Source organism: Cytobacillus sp. BC1816 (genome assembly GCF_051353635.1).
Lineage (GTDB): Bacteria > Bacillota > Bacilli > Bacillales > Cytobacillaceae > Cytobacillus > Cytobacillus oceanisediminis_C.
Window position 1 is genome coordinate 1310355 of the sequence record NZ_CP195611.1, and the last position, 16697, is coordinate 1327051.

Sequence of the window (16697 nt, forward strand, 5' to 3'; positions counted from 1 at the left end):
TATGAAAATGAGGGAATATGAATTAAAAGCGTATCACGAAATTGAAGAGTGGAAGAGGCGAATAAACAAGCGTTCCAGTATGCTGAATCGCCTTTCCAAAAAAGCTCAAACAAAGGTAAATAGTATAATACCCGAAAAAGCTCATCAAATTATTACAGACAGCATAAAAAATATGGTGAAGGCAACCTTGATTGGATCAAATGCAACGACCAGAAAAAAGCAATCTGCGAGCCGCGGACTTGAAGTAATGGATCACATGCTAGAAGACAAGGTTTCGACCTACCGCAAAACAGCTGCGGTTGAAGGTGCCGGGACCGGGGCAGGTGGAATTTTCCTTGGTCTGGCTGATTTTCCTTTACTGCTGAGCATAAAGATGAAATTTCTTTTTGAAGCTGCAGCCATATATGGATTTGATACAAATGATTATGAAGAGCGCCTGTTTCTCCTGCACGTCTTTCAGCTCGCATTTTCCAGTGATGACAAAAGGAAAGAAACACTGAAGCTGATTGAAGAATGGGATGACAGGAAGGAAGCATTGGCTGACATGGACTGGAAGGTATTTCAGCAGGAATACCGTGATTATATAGACTTCGTTAAGATGCTCCAGCTGGTGCCCGGTATAGGTGCTGCTGTTGGAGCGTATGCTAACTATAATTTGCTTGACCATTTAGGAGAAACCGCAAAAAATGCTTATCGTCTGCGGATATTAAAGACAGCCCCGAGGCCTGATTAGGCCTGGGGCAGTTTTTTTGCAATTTTTGATTGAGGCAAGTGAGTTAATTGCACCAATTTGTCCGAGGTATCCGGTAAAAGAGAAATTGATTGAGCAAATAAAAATGGTTTTAGCGCCAAACATAAAATCCGCTGATAAAAAGGTCCACACCACCACAAAAAATGGGCCAGTCGCCTGGCCCAATCTCATATTTCCTCTTACGACCTTACCTCAACAGAATCCTTGCTTTCATAAAAACTATGATAGTTTAAAGCTGCTGTTCCCAATGTTTTGGCTGCGATCAGCATCGCTTTTTCATCGATATCAAACTTTGGATGATGATGCGGGTAATTTTCAACTGTGTTTTCCGGTCTTGCACCTGTAAAGAAGAAGGTGCCTTTTACATGCTGCAGATAGTAGGCAAAATCTTCGCCGCCCATTTCAGGGTCTGTCTCTTCAACCAATTTGACTTCGTTAATTTTCCCTGCCAGCTCAGCCAGGTATTCGGTTTCTTTTCTATGATTCACAACAGCAGGGTAGCCTCTATGGAATTGATACTCATATGCACTGTCTGCTGTGTAGCATGTTCCTTTTACTATACGCTCGATTTCCGCTTCGATATTATTACGGACGACTTCGTTAAATGTGCGGACAGTACCGACCAATTTTGCTCTATCGGCAATTACATTAAATGCGTTATCAGCTACGAAGGATCCAACTGTTACAACTGCAGAATCAATGGGATTTACTTTTCTGCTGACAATTTGCTGGAGATTGACGACCAGCTGGGCCGCAGTTACAATAGCATCCTTTGTTTTGTGAGGCTGTGCTCCATGTCCGCCTTTTCCTTGTATGGAAACTTCAAATCTGTCTGCTGCCGCCATAAATGGACCGACTCGATATTGAATTTTCCCTGTTGGTTCGGATGCCCATAGGTGAGTTCCAAAAATGGCGTCGACTCCCTCAAGGCAGCCATCTGCGATCATCGATTTCGCTCCGCCTGGGGCATATTCCTCGGCGTGCTGGTGAATCATGACATATGTACCTTCTAATTCGCCGGAAAGTTCATTGAGTGCCTTTGCCAGCACAAGCAAAGTTGCTGTGTGCCCATCATGTCCGCAAGCATGCATAACACCTGGTACCAATGATTTATATGGGACATCCTTTTCATCTTGGATAGGAAGTGCATCAAAGTCGGCTCTTAAAGCGATGGTTTTTCCTGGTTTGCTGCCATGGATCTTAGCAACAACTCCATTTCCTCCTACTTGCCCCCGGACTTCAATCCCCAGATTTTCATAATAGGTTTTGATATAGTGAGCCGTCTTTTCTTCCTTAAAGGATACTTCAGGGTTCTGGTGAAGATAGCGGCGGATGGAGACCATTTCATCGTAATAGTTTTCCAGTTTTTTAAATAATGTTTCGGACATGATTCCCTCTCCTATCTGTATAATTTTTTTCATTATTATAACATTCTTTAATAGGTTAAAGGAGAAATTCTTTTTTTCTCAAACTTAACATAATACAAGTGAAGAAGAGATGATACTATAAATTAAAAGGCTAAATGGGAGGTATTAGTAAGATTGGAAATGCATAAATCTAAATGGGCATATTTTTGCCTGGCTGTATCAGCGGCAGTTTTTCTTTATTTTTTGGCTTCTGTTAATATCGGAACATCCCTGGAATTTGATCGTTATTTTTCAAAGTTTTTTACAGGTTTGTTTTCAGAAAATACCTATCCATTTTTTGAAGCTATGGACAGTTTGGGGGATAAAGCCGGTGTTGGAATCATCACATTGGCATTCTTATTGATACTTTTGTTTAAATATAGGAATTTTGAAGCGATGGCATCAGTTGTTTTTGCTGTTGCAGCGGGAAATGAGGTAAATAAGTGGCTTAAAGAGGCTATTGGCAGGCCGCGTCCTGATCAGGAACATCTGGTTGATGTGGCGAGTCTCAGCTTTCCGAGCGGACACGCTATGATTGGGATGATCCTGTATACGGTTATCGCCTATTTTATCATTAACGAAATAAAGTCCAAGCCTGCCAAATGGGTGACGGCGATTTTAGCTGGCATATGGATTTTTCTAATGGGAATCAGCCGGATTGTGATGGGGGTACATTATCCGTCAGATATTGCAGCGGGATTTGCAGCAGGATATATTTGGGTATTTATTTCGATTTCACTTTACGCAGCACTAAAGTCAATGTTCAGAAGAAATTCACACAAGAGAGAATCGGCATAAAAGCAAAGAGACTATCGCAGATAGTCTCTTTGCTGCTTTTAAAGGAGGAACATGGCTGCAATAGTTGTCACAATTAAACCAATTGTTACCGGAAGCAAATTCCTCCGAGCCAGTTCAAAAGCGTCTACATTACAGATGGCTGCTGCAGGGATGAGGGCCCAAGGAACAAGCGTACCGCCGCCTACCCAGATTCCGGCTACCTGGCCTAGAGCTGTTAGGGTTGCCGCACCTGTGCCTATGGCTGCTGCGAACAGGCTTGCAATCGAGCCGGCAAGAGATATGCCGGAAAAACCAGATCCATCCAGGCCGGTAATGGCGCCAACCACTGTTAATGTAATGGCGCCTACTTCTTTGCTTAAAGGTACAGCCGAAGCCAGGCCAACTCCAAGGTCATTAACGATTCCATGAGAGTTTTTTGGCAGAAAGTCTCCTATCATTTGTGTAAATCCAGCGTCCCCCAGATAAAAGAAAGCAGCAATTGGAATTACAGGGCCAAATACCCTAAAACCAAATTGGAAGCCTTCAACTAAATAGCCAGTTGTTTTTTCAAGACCTTTATTGCGGTGTGCAGAGAGCGTAATTATCAGAAGGATGAAAATCGATGTCCCGCCTACTAAAGCTGTTGCGTCACCGCCCTGGAGGTCCAGTGCAAACATGGCAGCAACATCAGCAGCAAATAAAACAGGAATGAATAGGGCAAAAAAACGCTTTTGATTAAGTGATAGCAAATGTTGTTGACTGGCGTCAGACTGAAGTTCGGCCGGGGTATCCACGGTGAGTCCTGTTGCTGCAGTCAGCTTTCCGCTTTTCATGTCTCTCTTTATAAGATAAAAAGCTGTAATAGTTGTCACTGCTCCCATGATAATAACAAGCGGAATACTGGCTGATATGACTTCCCCGACAGGAAGCCCGGCTGCATCGGCAGTTAACTTCGGTGCAGCCTGGATTATAAAATCCCCAGATAGTGCAATGCCGTGCCCGAACAGGTTCATGGCCATTGCCACTCCCAATGCAGGCAATCCAACCCGAATGGCTACTGGAAGAAGTACTGCGCCCATTAATGCAACTGCAGGAGATGGCCAAAAAAACCATGATATGACCATCATCAAAATCCCAATAGTCCAATAAGCAAGTGCAGGTGTTCTGATTAATTTGGTAAAAGGAGAGATCATGACATCATTTATTCCCGTTATGGTCAGTATCCGGCTCATGGCGACGATTATCGAAATGACCAGTATAGTGGAAAGGAGTTCTGTAATGGCAAATATAAAACTGGTAAAAATACTGCTGACTGAACTGCTTAAGGAGCCGGTAGCCGTTATGGCAATTAAAAAGATGCCTGCAATACAGACAAGGGTTGTATCTCTCCTCATAATCATGAAACCAATAATAAACAGAATAAAAAGAACATAAATCCAATGAATAACTGTTAGTTCAACTCCCATTTATAATTTCCCCCTTTCATAATTCCATAAGAGAAGCCCCGATTTAGGCGAATCACCCGATTTGGAATGTAGTACAGAATATGATGGAAAGAATTAAATGGTGATATGGATTGCATCCGTCCGAAGACTGAGGCTGAACCACTCTGTGGAATGTTTCGGTAAAATAGCAGAGTGATAAAATGAATATGTTGGAGGAAAAGGTTTCTATTTTAGCGAATACAAGAATAGGAGAAAAGAAGGAAGGGAACGCCTATGAGATACAGGTCAGTTAATCAGATAATCTTCGCGGTAACTTTATCAGCAATTGGAGTTTTGCTTCTCCTTATGAACATAGGTGTCATTTCCTTGGAAATAAAAGAGGTATTTGTCGTAATTTACCCCTATATTCTATTGGCTGCAGGATGCCATTACCTGCTGTCATATATGTTGAAGAAAAGCCGGAGCGGAATGTTTCCCGGGTTATTTCTAATAGTATTTTCATTTCTATTAATCCTTGATCGTTTCGAAGTAATTGAATTTAGGTTTATGGAAATATGGAAACTCTGGCCCCTGTTTCTTATTTTTTTCGGCATTAATATTTTATTGAAACGAGATCGTTTGAAGATTCATTTTGAACAGGATTTCCCAGCGGATATATATGAAAAAAACAAAGGAGCAGCAGAGAAAAAGGTTATTAATATCTCAAAATACGAAAGCCCGCAGCCGCTTAAAAATATAAGAGGTTTTTCGATTGGCGATGTGGATTTTAAACAGCCAAATTGGTCTCTGGAGCCAATGGATTTATATACAATGATCGGTGATTATTTTATTGATTTCAGCAAGGCTTTCATCCCGGAGAAAGAGACACCTGTCATTGTAAGAGGGTGGATTGGGGATGTAAAAATGATTATCCCTGAAAACATTCCGGTGATGATCCAGTCAAATATTAATATAGGAGACATTCGCATTTTTGATCAAAAGACAGGTGACATTAACCGCAGTCTTCAATATAAGTCACCCGGATATGATGAAGCATCAAGAAAGCTGAGAATCGCTGTACAAGTAAAAATTGGATCCATCCGGATCGATAAAGTATAGGTGTATATAATGAGAAAAACCGGAATCAGGTATTGGTTTGTACAGAGTTTTATTATGATGGCCATTATAAGTTCATTAATCTTTTTTGTCGGATTACAGGTGTATCTATTTTATAATCCTGTATCGCCAATGACGATAAAGAGCACCTTCTGGCTTTTTTTGTATGCTTTAACCATTTTACTGCTTACAGGAGCCTACTTTGGGCTCAAGGGCAGCTACTTAATTAAAGGCAGGCTCGGTGATATTTTATTATTTGTTTCAACATTAAGGAGCGGCAAGTATGCTGATCGGATGGAATCTTATGAAAAAGATGAGATTGGGTTAATTTCAGATGAACTGAATCAGCTGGCGGAAAATATCCAGGAGCAGGTTTTTTCCATGCAGCGCCTTGCTGATGAAAAGTCTTTCCTGGCACAAACAGCCCATTCTGCTGCTGTGATGGAAGAAAGACAGCGCCTGGCAAGGGATCTGCATGATGTAGTGAGCCAGCAGCTTTTCGCTTTGAGTATGATGTCTTCTGCTGCCCTGAGAGTTTTTGATTTGGATAGTGATAAAGCAAGGGAGCAGTTAAATGAAATCTCTGACATCGCAGCGAAAGCGCAGGGGGAAATGAGGGCGCTTCTGCTCCATTTGAGGCCTGTGCAGCTGAGTGATGACAGGCTATGCGATGGAATTATTAAGCTGATACAGGAGTTAAAGGCAAAGACAAACATCGATTTTCACGCAAGCATTGATGAGATCGAAAATCTTTCGAAAGCAGCAGAAGAGCATTTGTTTCGGATTGTGCAGGAAGCCCTATCCAATGTGCTACGCCATGCTGATGCAGGGAATATAAAAATTACCTTAACGGAAGAAGACGATTACATTTATCTTTTTATTGCTGATAATGGAAAAGGTTTTAATCCTCATAAAGAGAGGATAACCTCCTATGGGCTGAAGACAATGAGGGAACGTTGCGAAGAAGTTGGCGGAATATTCAAAATACGTTCTAAGAAAAACGAAGGAACCTATATAGATATTAAAATTCCGGCAAAAGGAGAGAGGCTGAAATGATCAGGGTTGCTGTAGTGGATGACCATGAAATGGTAAGAAAGGGGATTATTTCTTATTTGGCAACGGAAGCTGGCATAGAGGTGATTGGGGAAGCAGAAAGCGGAAGTGAAGCTGTAAAGCTAGTACTCAAAGAACGGCCGGAAATCGTTCTGATGGATCTTCTTATGGAAAATGGGAACGGAATTGAAGCGACAAGGGAGATTTTAAAAAGCTATCCTGGATGCAAAATTATAATTATAACCAGTTATTACGATGATGAACAAGTTTTCCCGGCAATTGAAGCGGGTGCGTTCAGCTATATGCTTAAGACAGCAAATGCGGCCGAGGTTGTGAATGCAATTAAGAAAGCTGCACAAGGAGAGCCCGTTATTGAATCAAAGGTTGCAGGGAAAATGGTTAGCCGTTTTAGAGAAAAAGAAAAAAAGCCTCATGATGATTTAACGGAAAGGGAGTTTGATGTCCTGCTCTGCATTGGGGAAGGGATGACAAACCAGGAAATAAGTAAAGAATTGTTCATTGGCATCAAAACAGTCAAAACACACGTAAGCAATATCCTCGGTAAACTGGGCGTTACTGACCGTACACAGGCAGCAGTTTATGCCAATCGAAATGGTATAATTAAAAAGCAGGCATAAAGAAGGATGAGCCGCTGCAGCCCATCCTTTTCTATTACTCTTCTTCAGGGATATAATATTGGGTCACATATGAAGGGCTGGAGAATATATTCGGTGTCTTATCGATGCCGCTTTCCGTCCCGCGTTTTTCATGTGCTTTTTCATATGCTTTGGAATTCTGCCAATTCTTAAAGGATTTTTCATCCCGCCATAATGTTAGAATGATATATGTGTTTGATTCAAGAGGCCGCAAAACCCGGATGGCCGCAAAACCCGGTTCATTTTCAATAAGCCCTGCCCTGTTTTTAAATCGGTGCTCAAAAAGCGGCCTGCCTTCATCTGTAACAGGTATATTGTTCAGAACTGCAAACCCTGCATCCGTGAATACCCCGGCAGAATCAATTACTTCATAGGAACGGGGTTCTTTAAAAATGGAGGTTCCTGCTGTTTCATGGATTAATAAGGCGCTCTCTGTATTCTGCATTGTAACCATATTTTCATCGGAGTGCTTTTCCTCAATTTTTTTCAAAAAATCGTAAGTTCCTCTGGCCATATAAATCTTCATTTTTTCTCACTCCACTTGGAAAAGTTTTATAGTGTTTTTTGAAAGAAAATTCATTATAAACACTTCATTCATAAATTGAAATTTTTAATGTGCTAATATCCTTACAATCTTTAATTTTCCCTCATTTAGACAGTTAAAAACGTCAATTTTTTGACATTTAGCCTTCAAATCTATACAAAAACAGAGAAAACAGGATATAGTCATAAAGGATAGATACTGGCGATTTCTAATTTTGGTATATATATATTACAATTATACGCAGACAAGTCTTGAAAGGTGGATAAAATTTAATGACAAACTCATTTAATGATACATTTCTGAAGGCGGCTAGGGGGGAACAGACAGATTATGTTCCTGTTTGGTATATGCGCCAGGCTGGCCGCTCGCAGCCGGAATATAGAGCGATAAAAGAAAAATATTCCCTATTTGAAATTACACACCAGCCTGAGCTTTGTGCCTATGTTACAAGGCTGCCGGTAGAGCAATATAACAATGATGCTGCCATTCTTTATAAAGATATTATGTCACCGCTTCCTGCCATTGGGGTTGATGTGGAAATTAAATCAGGAATCGGCCCTGTTATTTCAAATCCAATCAGTTCCATAGGGGATGTAGAGAAGCTTGGGGAAATCAATCCGGAAGAGGACGTTCCATATGTCCTGGAAACTATTAAGCTTCTTACTCAAGAACAGCTGACTGTGCCACTAATCGGTTTTGCAGGGGCTCCATTTACTCTTGCCAGTTATATGATTGAAGGCGGGCCATCAAAGAATTACAACAAAACGAAAGCATTTATGTATGCAGAACCTAAAGCCTGGTTTGCTTTAATGGACAAGCTTGGGGAAATGACTATTACATATGTGAAATCCCAGGTCAAAGCAGGTGCAAAAGCCATCCAGATTTTCGATTCATGGGTTGGCGCCTTAAATGTGGAGGATTACCGCTATTTTATTAAGCCAGCAATGAATCGCATTTTCTCTGCCTTAAAAGAAGAGAATGTCCCGCTGATTATGTTCGGAGTTGGCGCTAGCCACCTGGCTATGGAGTGGCATGATCTGCCGCTTGATGTAGTGGGGCTGGATTGGAGACTTCCGATTCAGGAAGCAAGGGCAAAAGGCATCACCAAAACAGTCCAGGGCAATCTTGATCCGGCTATTCTCCTCGCACCATGGGAGGTTATAGAGGAAAAAGCAAAAGCTATTCTCGATCAGGGAATGGCCCGGCCTGGTTATATATTTAATCTTGGGCATGGTGTTTTCCCGGAGGTTAATCCGGACACATTAAAGAAATTAACTGCTTTCATTCATGAGTACTCTGCTTCCAAACTAAACAAGTAACCTTTTAGACGGCCTTATGCAATGTCTGGCAAACGGTTTGGCACATTGCTTGAGCATTAGTTTTGGTAATCAATTTAATTTTTGGCACAATAAGGACTGGAGACAAAACTATTTGAGGTGGAAGACATGGGTAAAAAGACAGTTGGTTTACTTGTAATGGCTTATGGAACTCCCTATAAGGAAGAAGACATTGAGCGTTACTATACACATATCCGCAGGGGAAGAAAGCCTTCGGAGGAAATGCTTGAAGATTTAAGAAGCAGATATGAAGCGATTGGCGGAATATCTCCTCTTGCAGAAATTACTATAGATCAGGCTGAAAAACTTGAACAGCATTTAAATGAAATTCAGGACGATTATGAATTTAAAATGTATTTAGGATTAAAACATATTGAACCTTTCGTAGAAGATGCGGTTAAACAAATGCATGAGGATGGGATTGAAGAGGCTGTCAGCATTGTTCTTGCACCTCATTTCTCAACCTTTAGTGTAAAATCATATAACGGCAGAGCCAAAGAAGAGGCTGAGAAGCTTGGCGGTCCTGTAATAAAATCAGTTGAAAGCTGGTACCAAGAGCCTAAGTTTATCAAATATTGGGCCGATCGCGTAAAGGAAACCTTCGATAAAATGCCTGCTGAAGAAAAAGATTCTGCAGTGTTAATTGTTTCTGCGCATAGTTTGCCGGAGAAAATTCTGAAATCAGGAGATCCATATCCGCATCAGCTGCAGGAAACAGCTGACCTCATTGCCGAACAGGCTGATGTTAAAAACTATGCCGTTGGCTGGCAAAGTGCAGGAAACACACCTGAGCCTTGGCTTGGCCCTGATGTACAGGATTTGACAAGAGACCTTTTTGAAAACAAGGGCTACAAGGCATTTGTTTATACTCCTGTAGGTTTTGTGTCAGATCATCTTGAAGTGCTGTACGACAATGACTATGAATGCAAAGTTGTCACTGATGAGCTTGGTGCAAGCTATTACCGTCCCGAAATGCCAAATTCTAAGCCAGAGTTTATTGATGCGATGTCAGATGCCATTTTTAAATTGCTGAATAGATAAGCAAAAAATTAGAAAAGAAGGCGATTTACCGTGCAGGGAGAGAGACAGAAAATTGTTATTGCCGGAGGAGGAATTACTGGTCTTGCTGCAGCTTACTATCTGCAGAAGGAAGCCAAAGAAAAAGGAATGGCCCTGGATGTAAAGCTCATAGAAGCTTCACATCGACTTGGCGGGAAGATTCAAACAATAACACGGGACGGTTTTGTAATCGAAAGAGGGCCAGATTCCTTTTTGGCCCGTAAACAAAGTGCGTCCCGGCTTGCCAAGGAAGCAGGGTTGGAAAAAGAGCTTGTGAGAAATACAACCGGTAAGTCCTTTGTGCTTGCAAGACAGCGTCTATTTCCAATGCCGGGCGGATCAATCATGGGCATCCCTACCCAAATTGCTCCCTTTATTACAACCGGCTTATTCTCTCCCGCAGGGAAGGCAAGAGCTGCGGCAGATTTTGTGCTGCCGCGCTCCAATCCTTCCCATGATCAGTCACTGGGTGCCTTTTTTAGAAGAAGGCTTGGTGACGAAGTCGTCGATAATTTGATTGATCCGCTTCTTTCTGGAATATATGCTGGCGATATTGATCAATTAAGCCTTATGGCCACTTTCCCGCAGTTTTATCAGGTTGAGCAGAAGTATAGAAGTTTAATTCTGGGAATGAAAAAGTCCACAGGCTCTCAGCCAAAACAGGCCGCAAACGGCAAGAGCAAAGAGGGGATGTTCCTTACTTTCAAATCGGGGCTTCAATCGCTTGTCGATGCCCTAGAGAACAAGCTTGAACCTGGAACTGTACTGAAAGGCCATCGAATTGAATCAATCAAGAATACTGGCAGAAGCTATACAATTGAAATGAATGGCGGAGAAAACCTTCAGGCAGATTGCATGGTTATGGCTGTTCCCCATCATGCTCTGTGCAGCATTTTCTCTGGCTGGGGAATTTTTGAGCAGTTCAAAGACATGCCGTCCACTTCTGTGGCAACTGTAGCGCTGGCTTTTCCGGAGGAAGCGATTGAAAGGGATATTGACGGAACCGGTTTTGTTGTTTCACGCCATAGTGATTTCACCATTACTGCATGTACCTGGACACATAAGAAATGGCCCCATTCGACCCCAAAAGGAAAAGTGCTTCTGCGCTGTTACGTTGGCAAAGCCGGCGATGAAGCAGTGGTGGATCTCTCAGATGATCAAATTGTTAAAGTTGTACTTGATGATTTAAATAAAACGATGAATATTAAAATGATTCCGGACTTTGTTTATGTAACAAGATGGAAGGATTCAATGCCACAGTATACTGTAGGACATAAAGAACGAGTCGGGCTGGCAAAGAAGCAGGCACAGGAAAAGCTGCCGGGCATTTTTCTGGCAGGAAGTTCATTTGAAGGTCTTGGCGTTCCTGACTGCATAGATCAGGCAGAAGAGGCAGTTCGAAATACAGTTGAATACTTGAAAAGCAACAAGCAAAAAGCTGTCCGTGTGTGACAGCTTTTTATATTGGCATCATTTCAGGTTGCTTTTTCATTTGGAGTATGATAAATTACTTTTTGTACTAATGACCAAATTGTTCATTTAGTCATTTCCTAATGAGGTGAATTCATGTCAGCAGATCGGAAACAGCAAATTATTGAGGCGGCCACTAAATCATTTTCTCTTTTTGGATATAAAGCAACCACTATGGATCAGGTTGCAAAGCTTGCAAATGTAGGAAAAGGCACTATTTATAATTTCTTTAAAAATAAAGAAGAGCTGTTTGATGAAATTATCCATACGCTCATCGTGGAAATGAAAAGCGCAGCTGATGAAGCGCTTGATCCTTCTTTGCCTTTTCATAAAAATGTTCATCGGGGATTGTATAAAATACTTGAATTCCGCATGAAACATCAGCTGACCATCAAGCTTTTCCAGGAAGCAAAGGAAATGGGAACTCCTGCTGTTACAGAGGTAATTGGGAAAGTAGAGGATGCGATATTAAATTATGTAAAAGAAAAAGTTGCACAAGCGATTGAAAAAGGAGAAATCCGGGAATGCGATCCGGAGCTGACATCTTTTGTGATGCTGAAGCTTTATATTGCTCTCATATTTGATTGGGAGCAGCGTCATGAACCTTTGGAAAAAGAAAAAATAGCTATGCTGTTTGAACAATACATTATGAAAGGATTATCGAATTAGATAGTCCTAAATTTTTTCAGAAAAATGACCAAATGAGGGATTTAGTCATTAAGTTATAACGGAGGGATTTACGATGAAAAACAAACTTTTCTTGAAGGAGTTTTCAGCAATTATAAAAAACAAAAAGCTGCTGATTCCTATTATCGCAGTAATGTTCATTCCTATTTTATACAGCGGAATGTTTCTTTGGGCATTTTGGGATCCATACGATCATCTAGATGACCTGCCTGTTGCTATCGTTAATGAGGATGCAGGTGCTGCATTTGAAGGTAATGACTTGCATCTGGGCGATGATCTTGTTGATAAATTAAAGGAAAGCAAGGACTTTAATTTTCAATTTGTTGATAAAGAGGAAGCATATAAAGATCTAAATGATCAGCAATATTATATGCTTGTTGAAATCCCTAAGGATTTTTCCAAGAATGCAACCACTCTCCTGGAAGACAATCCGGAGAAAATGAACCTGATTTACGTTCCAAATGAGAGCTACAATTTTTTATCAGCTCAAATTGGCGGAACAGCTGTAGAAAAAATAAAAGCGTCTCTGTCAGAAAAAGTGACTGAAACATATGCTGAAACAATGTTCGATAAGGTAGGGGAATTGGCAGATGGCATTGGACAGGCAAGTGACGGGGCCTTTCAAATCAGTGAAGGAGCTGCAGATTTAAAGGTTGGTTCTAACACGCTGCATGAGAAGCTGGCGCTTTTGGCCGATAAATCAATTGAGTTCAATAATGGTGTAAGCTCAGCAAGAAAAGGTTCAGAAGAAATGTCAGAAGGTGCTAAATCCCTTTCAGAGGGTTTAGGGAAATTGGCTGAAGGCCAATCAGAATTAAGTAAAGCTTCTGATCAGCTGGAATCTGGAAGTCAAAAGCTTTCAGCAGGTGTTACACAAACAAAAGAAGGGATTGTTACAGTAAAGGAAAAACTTCCTGTTATGATTGATGGAACTGAGCAGCTGGAAAATGGAGCGAAAACCTTATCTTCATCTTTGGAACAATGGCAAACGGAGGCACAAAAACTCAGTGGAGGCACTGCTCTTTTAGAGCAAAAACTGCAGGGCTTTATTTCGCAGCTTCCTGATGGATCTCCTGAAAAAGCTGAGCTTCAGACTGTGCTTGCCCAGCTGAAGGCTGGATCAGCCCAGCTTGCTGAGTCAGCTGGTAAACTATCTGCGGGAGGAGCCGAATTGTCCAAAAAAATGGGGCAGCTAAATGAAGGACAGCTGCAGCTCCAGCAGGGAATAAATCAGCTAGCCCAAGGGGCATCCGAGCTGGAAGCTGGTTCGCAGCAGCTAGTACAGGGCCATAAAGATTTCAGTGCTGGGATGCAAACATTTGCTCAGAAATTTGGTGAAGCCCAAGCCGGAGCAGACAGGCTATCAGGCGGTGCAGCAGATTTGTCAGGAGGCCTTGGCAAACTGACCCAAGGTTCAGCAGCATTTGCAGATGGCACAAAGCAGCTTGAAGATGGCGCAGGCAAAGTAGCTGAAGGTAATACACAAATTTATGAAGGATCTTCTGAGTTGGCAAATAAATTAGCGGATGGCGCTGAAAATGCTTCATCTGTAAATGCCAGCGATAAAACTTATAATATGATGGCAAATCCGGTAGAAATAGATAATGAGAAGATTACTGAAGTTCCTAACTATGGTACGGGGTTCGCGCCTTATTTTCTGTCTCTTGGACTTTTCGTAGGTGCTCTGCTTCTTTCTATTGTATTCCCGCTTCGTGAACCGGCTGGCGTACCGCGGTCAGGATTTAGCTGGTTTGCAAGCAAGTTTGGGATTCTTGCAGGAATAGGCGTTATTCAGGGGCTCATTGCAGCCATGATTCTATTGCTGGGACTTGGCCTGGAAGTGCAGAGTGTACCTTTGTTTCTTCTGTTTACCATCATAACCAGCCTTACGTTCATAGCGCTAATTCAATTTTTTGTCACCGTCATGGGTGATCCTGGCAGGTTTGTTGCCATTATCATATTAATTCTCCAGCTGACAACAAGTGCTGGTACTTTCCCGCTTGAGCTGATTCCTAATGCACTTCAGCCATTCAGTTCATACTTGCCTATGACCTATTCTGTTTCCGGGCTAAAGGCTGTTATTTCTAGCGGGAATTTTGATTTCATGTGGGAGAATACAGTCATTCTATTGAGTTTCGCTGCCCTGTTCATTGCAGGAACTTTTGTTTACTTTACTGCCATGCACAAGAAAAGATTTGCAGCTGCTGCAGGGCAGGCTGATTGATTATAAGCAAAAAACAAAGCCAGCCCACAGGGCTGGCTTTTAAAATATTATTCTATAAATCTGTTATTCCCATGCATTTATCACACTTGTTTCCGTAGCATTCATGCTGCTCTTCGATAGACTTCCCGCATTCTGAACATTGTTTTGCCGGCAGGTTTTTGAAAAACTCCATAATGTTTTGAATCATGTTGAAGCCTCCTGATTTGTGGATTTGTTCTAAATAGTTTGATTATTTAAGTTAATTGTATTATAACAGTATCGGTATGTCAACTTCTGTTTCAATACAATATTAAAAAAGTGAAAAAATAGGCATAATCGAGTATATTGGACATAGTAAAGCTGGGCCATTCTTGGCGAGTCTGGTTATCAGTCATAGCGTAGGAGCTTACGCTTTTTTAACAAGGAGGAAACGTGATGAAGTTAACTGTAATTGGGAGCTGGGGCGGCTATCCTAAAGCTGATGGGGCCAGTTCTGGGTATTTGCTGGAGCATGATGGGTTTCATTTGCTGATCGACTGTGGAAGCGGCGTTCTTTCAAAAATGCAGAATTTTTTTCAGCCGGAAGAATTAGACGCAGTAATTATCTCGCATTACCATCCAGATCACATTGCGGATATAGGGGTTCTGCAGCATGCCAGGCTCATTCAGGGTTTTTTAGGAAGGAAAACAGGTACACTCCCAATTTATGGTCATTCCCTTGATCAGCATGAATTTGCCAAATTTACATACAAGGATATCACAAAGGGAGTCTGCTATGATCCTGATGTCACTCTCTCTGCAGGGCCGTTTCAAATTCGCTTTTTAAAGACTAATCACCCAGTGCCATGCTATGCAATGAGAATTGAAGCAGACGCCAAAACACTTATTTATACGGCTGATACCTCATATAAAGAAGAGCTGGCAGCATTTAGCGAAAATGCTGATTTATTAGTTTGCGAATGCAATTTTTATGGTCATCAAAATGGAAAAAATGCAGGGCATATGACAAGCTTGGATGCTGGAACATTGGCCAGCAAAGCAAAGGTGAAAAATTTGCTGCTGACACATTTGCCTCATTATGGTGAACTTCGAAAGCTGAAGGAAGAGGCTTCAACAAAATATACCGGTCCTATTTCTATTGCGGATTATCAATGGTCCCATACTTTTTGAGGAGGAAAACAGATGCTTTTTATTGACAACCAGGGAATCACAGATCCCAGAATTAACCTTGCTATTGAGGAATATGCACTAAAAAATCTTGATATTGAAGAAACCTATTTGCTTTTTTATATTAATGAACCTTCCATTATTATTGGAAAAAACCAGAATACCGTTGAAGAGATTAATACTGAATATGTCGAGAACAATGGTATCCATGTAGTCAGAAGGCTATCTGGCGGAGGAGCTGTTTATCATGATTTAGGCAATCTCAATTTCAGCTTTATCACAAAAGATGATGGAGAAAGCTTTCATAACTTCCAAAAGTTCACAGAACCAGTGGTAGAAGCTTTGCAGAAGCTGGGAGTTAATGCTGAATTGAGCGGCCGAAATGACCTGATGGCAGAAGGCAGAAAGATATCCGGGAATGCCCAGTTTTCTACTAAAGGCAGAATGTTTAGCCATGGCACCCTCTTGTTTGATTCCGAAATAGAAAGTGTCGTTTCGGCACTAAAGGTAAAGAAAGATAAAATTGAATCGAAAGGGATTAAATCTATTCGAAGCCGGGTTGCTAATATCTTAGAGTTTCTGGATAAAAAAATCACAATTCAAGAATTTCGCACTTTGCTGCTTAAGAATATTTTTGGTGATTTAGATGAAATTCCAGAGTACAAGCTTACGAATGATGATTGGGAAAAAATTTACCAGCTGTCCAAGGAGCGCTATCAAAACTGGGATTGGAATTATGGAAAATCTCCCAAATTTGATCTTCAGCACTCGCATCGTTTTCCAGTGGGGCAAATTGATATTAGACTTAATGTCACAAAAGGAAAAATTGAGGAATGTAAAATTTATGGAGACTTCTTTGGGGTTGGCGATGTAAGCGAAATTGAAAACAAGCTTACAGGAATTCGCTATGAAAAGAAAGAGATTGAATGTGCTCTTGAAGGAGTGGACATTAAGCATTACTTCGGAAATGTGACAAAGACCGAATTTATCAACCTGGTTTATTAATGTGGAATTTACTGGAAAGCTGGCATCATGCCGGCTTTTCTT

Annotated in this window: 16 protein-coding genes; 12 read left to right on the forward strand and 4 right to left on the reverse strand. The window is 41.3% G+C overall.

The genetic code is table 11. From position 1 onward, the window contains the following. The first annotated feature begins 7 nt into the window (after positions 1 to 7). Positions 8 to 733, forward strand: a complete 726-nt coding sequence (locus ACR42H_RS07000; RefSeq protein ID WP_113883431.1) for an EcsC family protein — start codon at positions 8 to 10, stop codon at positions 731 to 733. Between the two features lie 197 nt (positions 734 to 930). Here the strand turns inward: ACR42H_RS07000 and ACR42H_RS07005 are convergent, their stop codons facing one another. Then, the gene (locus ACR42H_RS07005; RefSeq protein WP_113883430.1) at positions 931 to 2139 is read right to left on the reverse strand and encodes a M20 family metallopeptidase; all 1209 of its coding nucleotides are present in this window, start codon (positions 2137 to 2139) and stop codon (positions 931 to 933) included. Positions 2140 to 2298: 159 nt separating this feature from the next. On the opposite strand from ACR42H_RS07005, the gene ACR42H_RS07010 reads away from it, so the two are divergent. Beyond that, complete coding sequence (locus tag ACR42H_RS07010) at positions 2299 to 2955, forward strand: phosphatase PAP2 family protein (RefSeq protein WP_436376869.1); 657 nt, start codon at positions 2299 to 2301, stop codon at positions 2953 to 2955. A gap of 38 nt (positions 2956 to 2993) precedes the next feature. Here the strand turns inward: ACR42H_RS07010 and ACR42H_RS07015 are convergent, their stop codons facing one another. Beyond that, positions 2994 to 4400, reverse strand: a complete 1407-nt coding sequence (locus ACR42H_RS07015) for a hypothetical protein (RefSeq protein WP_436375251.1) — start codon at positions 4398 to 4400, stop codon at positions 2994 to 2996. 252 nt (positions 4401 to 4652) lie between these two features. Between ACR42H_RS07015 and liaF the strand changes: the two genes are divergently transcribed. From liaF to ACR42H_RS07030, 3 genes are read left to right on the forward strand one after another with little or no spacing between them, the layout of a single operon-like run. After that, positions 4653 to 5477, forward strand: coding sequence for a cell wall-active antibiotics response protein LiaF (gene liaF, locus ACR42H_RS07020; protein WP_113883427.1), 825 nt, complete (start codon positions 4653 to 4655; stop codon positions 5475 to 5477). A gap of 9 nt (positions 5478 to 5486) precedes the next feature. After that, entirely contained in the window at positions 5487 to 6530 is a 1044-nt protein-coding gene (locus ACR42H_RS07025; RefSeq protein WP_436375254.1) for a sensor histidine kinase, read from the forward strand. After that, on the forward strand, positions 6527 to 7165 hold the full coding sequence (locus ACR42H_RS07030; RefSeq protein ID WP_113883425.1) for a response regulator transcription factor: 639 nt from the start codon (positions 6527 to 6529) through the stop codon (positions 7163 to 7165). The genes ACR42H_RS07025 and ACR42H_RS07030 overlap by 4 nt, the downstream gene beginning before the upstream one ends. A gap of 34 nt (positions 7166 to 7199) precedes the next feature. On the opposite strand, the gene ACR42H_RS07035 is transcribed toward ACR42H_RS07030, so the two are convergent. Next, positions 7200 to 7709 (reverse strand): antibiotic biosynthesis monooxygenase family protein, encoded by a 510-nt coding sequence (locus ACR42H_RS07035; RefSeq protein ID WP_436375256.1) that lies wholly within the window; start codon positions 7707 to 7709, stop codon positions 7200 to 7202. Between the two features lie 290 nt (positions 7710 to 7999). On the opposite strand from ACR42H_RS07035, the gene hemE reads away from it, so the two are divergent. The 5 genes from hemE (at position 8000) to ACR42H_RS07060 (ending at position 14504) form a co-directional block, all read left to right on the forward strand. After that, positions 8000 to 9046, forward strand: coding sequence for a uroporphyrinogen decarboxylase (gene hemE, locus ACR42H_RS07040; protein ID WP_436375258.1), 1047 nt, complete (start codon positions 8000 to 8002; stop codon positions 9044 to 9046). Between the two features lie 126 nt (positions 9047 to 9172). Continuing rightward, on the forward strand, positions 9173 to 10105 hold the full coding sequence (gene hemH / locus ACR42H_RS07045; protein ID WP_436375260.1) for a ferrochelatase: 933 nt from the start codon (positions 9173 to 9175) through the stop codon (positions 10103 to 10105). Positions 10106 to 10135: 30 nt separating this feature from the next. Continuing rightward, positions 10136 to 11575 carry a protoporphyrinogen oxidase gene (gene hemY / locus ACR42H_RS07050; protein ID WP_436375262.1) on the forward strand — a complete coding sequence of 480 codons (1440 nt, stop codon included), beginning with the start codon at positions 10136 to 10138 and terminating at the stop codon, positions 11573 to 11575. 114 nt (positions 11576 to 11689) lie between these two features. Then, entirely contained in the window at positions 11690 to 12262 is a 573-nt protein-coding gene (locus ACR42H_RS07055; RefSeq protein ID WP_113883420.1) for a TetR/AcrR family transcriptional regulator, read from the forward strand. Between the two features lie 73 nt (positions 12263 to 12335). Continuing rightward, positions 12336 to 14504: a YhgE/Pip family protein gene (locus ACR42H_RS07060; protein WP_436375264.1), complete on the forward strand. Its 2169-nt coding sequence runs from the start codon at positions 12336 to 12338 to the stop codon at positions 14502 to 14504. A 52-nt stretch (positions 14505 to 14556) separates the two neighbouring features. On the opposite strand, the gene yhfH is transcribed toward ACR42H_RS07060, so the two are convergent. Next, the gene (yhfH, locus tag ACR42H_RS07065) at positions 14557 to 14691 is read right to left on the reverse strand and encodes a protein YhfH (RefSeq protein ID WP_436375266.1); all 135 of its coding nucleotides are present in this window, start codon (positions 14689 to 14691) and stop codon (positions 14557 to 14559) included. Positions 14692 to 14918: 227 nt separating this feature from the next. Between yhfH and ACR42H_RS07070 the strand changes: the two genes are divergently transcribed. Both ACR42H_RS07070 and ACR42H_RS07075 read left to right on the forward strand, forming a co-directional pair. Then, the gene (locus ACR42H_RS07070) at positions 14919 to 15653 is read left to right on the forward strand and encodes an MBL fold metallo-hydrolase (RefSeq protein ID WP_436375268.1); all 735 of its coding nucleotides are present in this window, start codon (positions 14919 to 14921) and stop codon (positions 15651 to 15653) included. 12 nt (positions 15654 to 15665) lie between these two features. After that, entirely contained in the window at positions 15666 to 16655 is a 990-nt protein-coding gene (locus ACR42H_RS07075) for a lipoate--protein ligase (RefSeq protein WP_113883417.1), read from the forward strand. Positions 16656 to 16697: the final 42 nt, after the last annotated feature.

Bases quoted from the DNA above. Each gene is read 5' to 3' on its own strand.
- ACR42H_RS07000 (WP_113883431.1), top strand. From the start codon at position 8: ATGAGGGAATATGAATTAAAAGCGTATCACGAAATTGAAGAGTGGAAG.
- ACR42H_RS07005 (WP_113883430.1), bottom strand. From the start codon at position 2,139: ATGTCCGAAACATTATTTAAAAAACTGGAAAACTATTACGATGAAATG.
- ACR42H_RS07010 (WP_436376869.1), top strand. From the start codon at position 2,299: ATGCATAAATCTAAATGGGCATATTTTTGCCTGGCTGTATCAGCGGCA.
- ACR42H_RS07015 (WP_436375251.1), bottom strand. From the start codon at position 4,400: ATGGGAGTTGAACTAACAGTTATTCATTGGATTTATGTTCTTTTTATT.
- liaF (WP_113883427.1), top strand. From the start codon at position 4,653: ATGAGATACAGGTCAGTTAATCAGATAATCTTCGCGGTAACTTTATCA.
- ACR42H_RS07025 (WP_436375254.1), top strand. From the start codon at position 5,487: ATGAGAAAAACCGGAATCAGGTATTGGTTTGTACAGAGTTTTATTATG.
- ACR42H_RS07030 (WP_113883425.1), top strand. From the start codon at position 6,527: ATGATCAGGGTTGCTGTAGTGGATGACCATGAAATGGTAAGAAAGGGG.
- ACR42H_RS07035 (WP_436375256.1), bottom strand. From the start codon at position 7,709: ATGAAGATTTATATGGCCAGAGGAACTTACGATTTTTTGAAAAAAATT.
- hemE (WP_436375258.1), top strand. From the start codon at position 8,000: ATGACAAACTCATTTAATGATACATTTCTGAAGGCGGCTAGGGGGGAA.
- hemH (WP_436375260.1), top strand. From the start codon at position 9,173: ATGGGTAAAAAGACAGTTGGTTTACTTGTAATGGCTTATGGAACTCCC.
- ACR42H_RS07055 (WP_113883420.1), top strand. From the start codon at position 11,690: ATGTCAGCAGATCGGAAACAGCAAATTATTGAGGCGGCCACTAAATCA.
- ACR42H_RS07060 (WP_436375264.1), top strand. From the start codon at position 12,336: ATGAAAAACAAACTTTTCTTGAAGGAGTTTTCAGCAATTATAAAAAAC.
- yhfH (WP_436375266.1), bottom strand. From the start codon at position 14,691: ATGATTCAAAACATTATGGAGTTTTTCAAAAACCTGCCGGCAAAACAA.
- ACR42H_RS07070 (WP_436375268.1), top strand. From the start codon at position 14,919: ATGAAGTTAACTGTAATTGGGAGCTGGGGCGGCTATCCTAAAGCTGAT.
- ACR42H_RS07075 (WP_113883417.1), top strand. From the start codon at position 15,666: ATGCTTTTTATTGACAACCAGGGAATCACAGATCCCAGAATTAACCTT.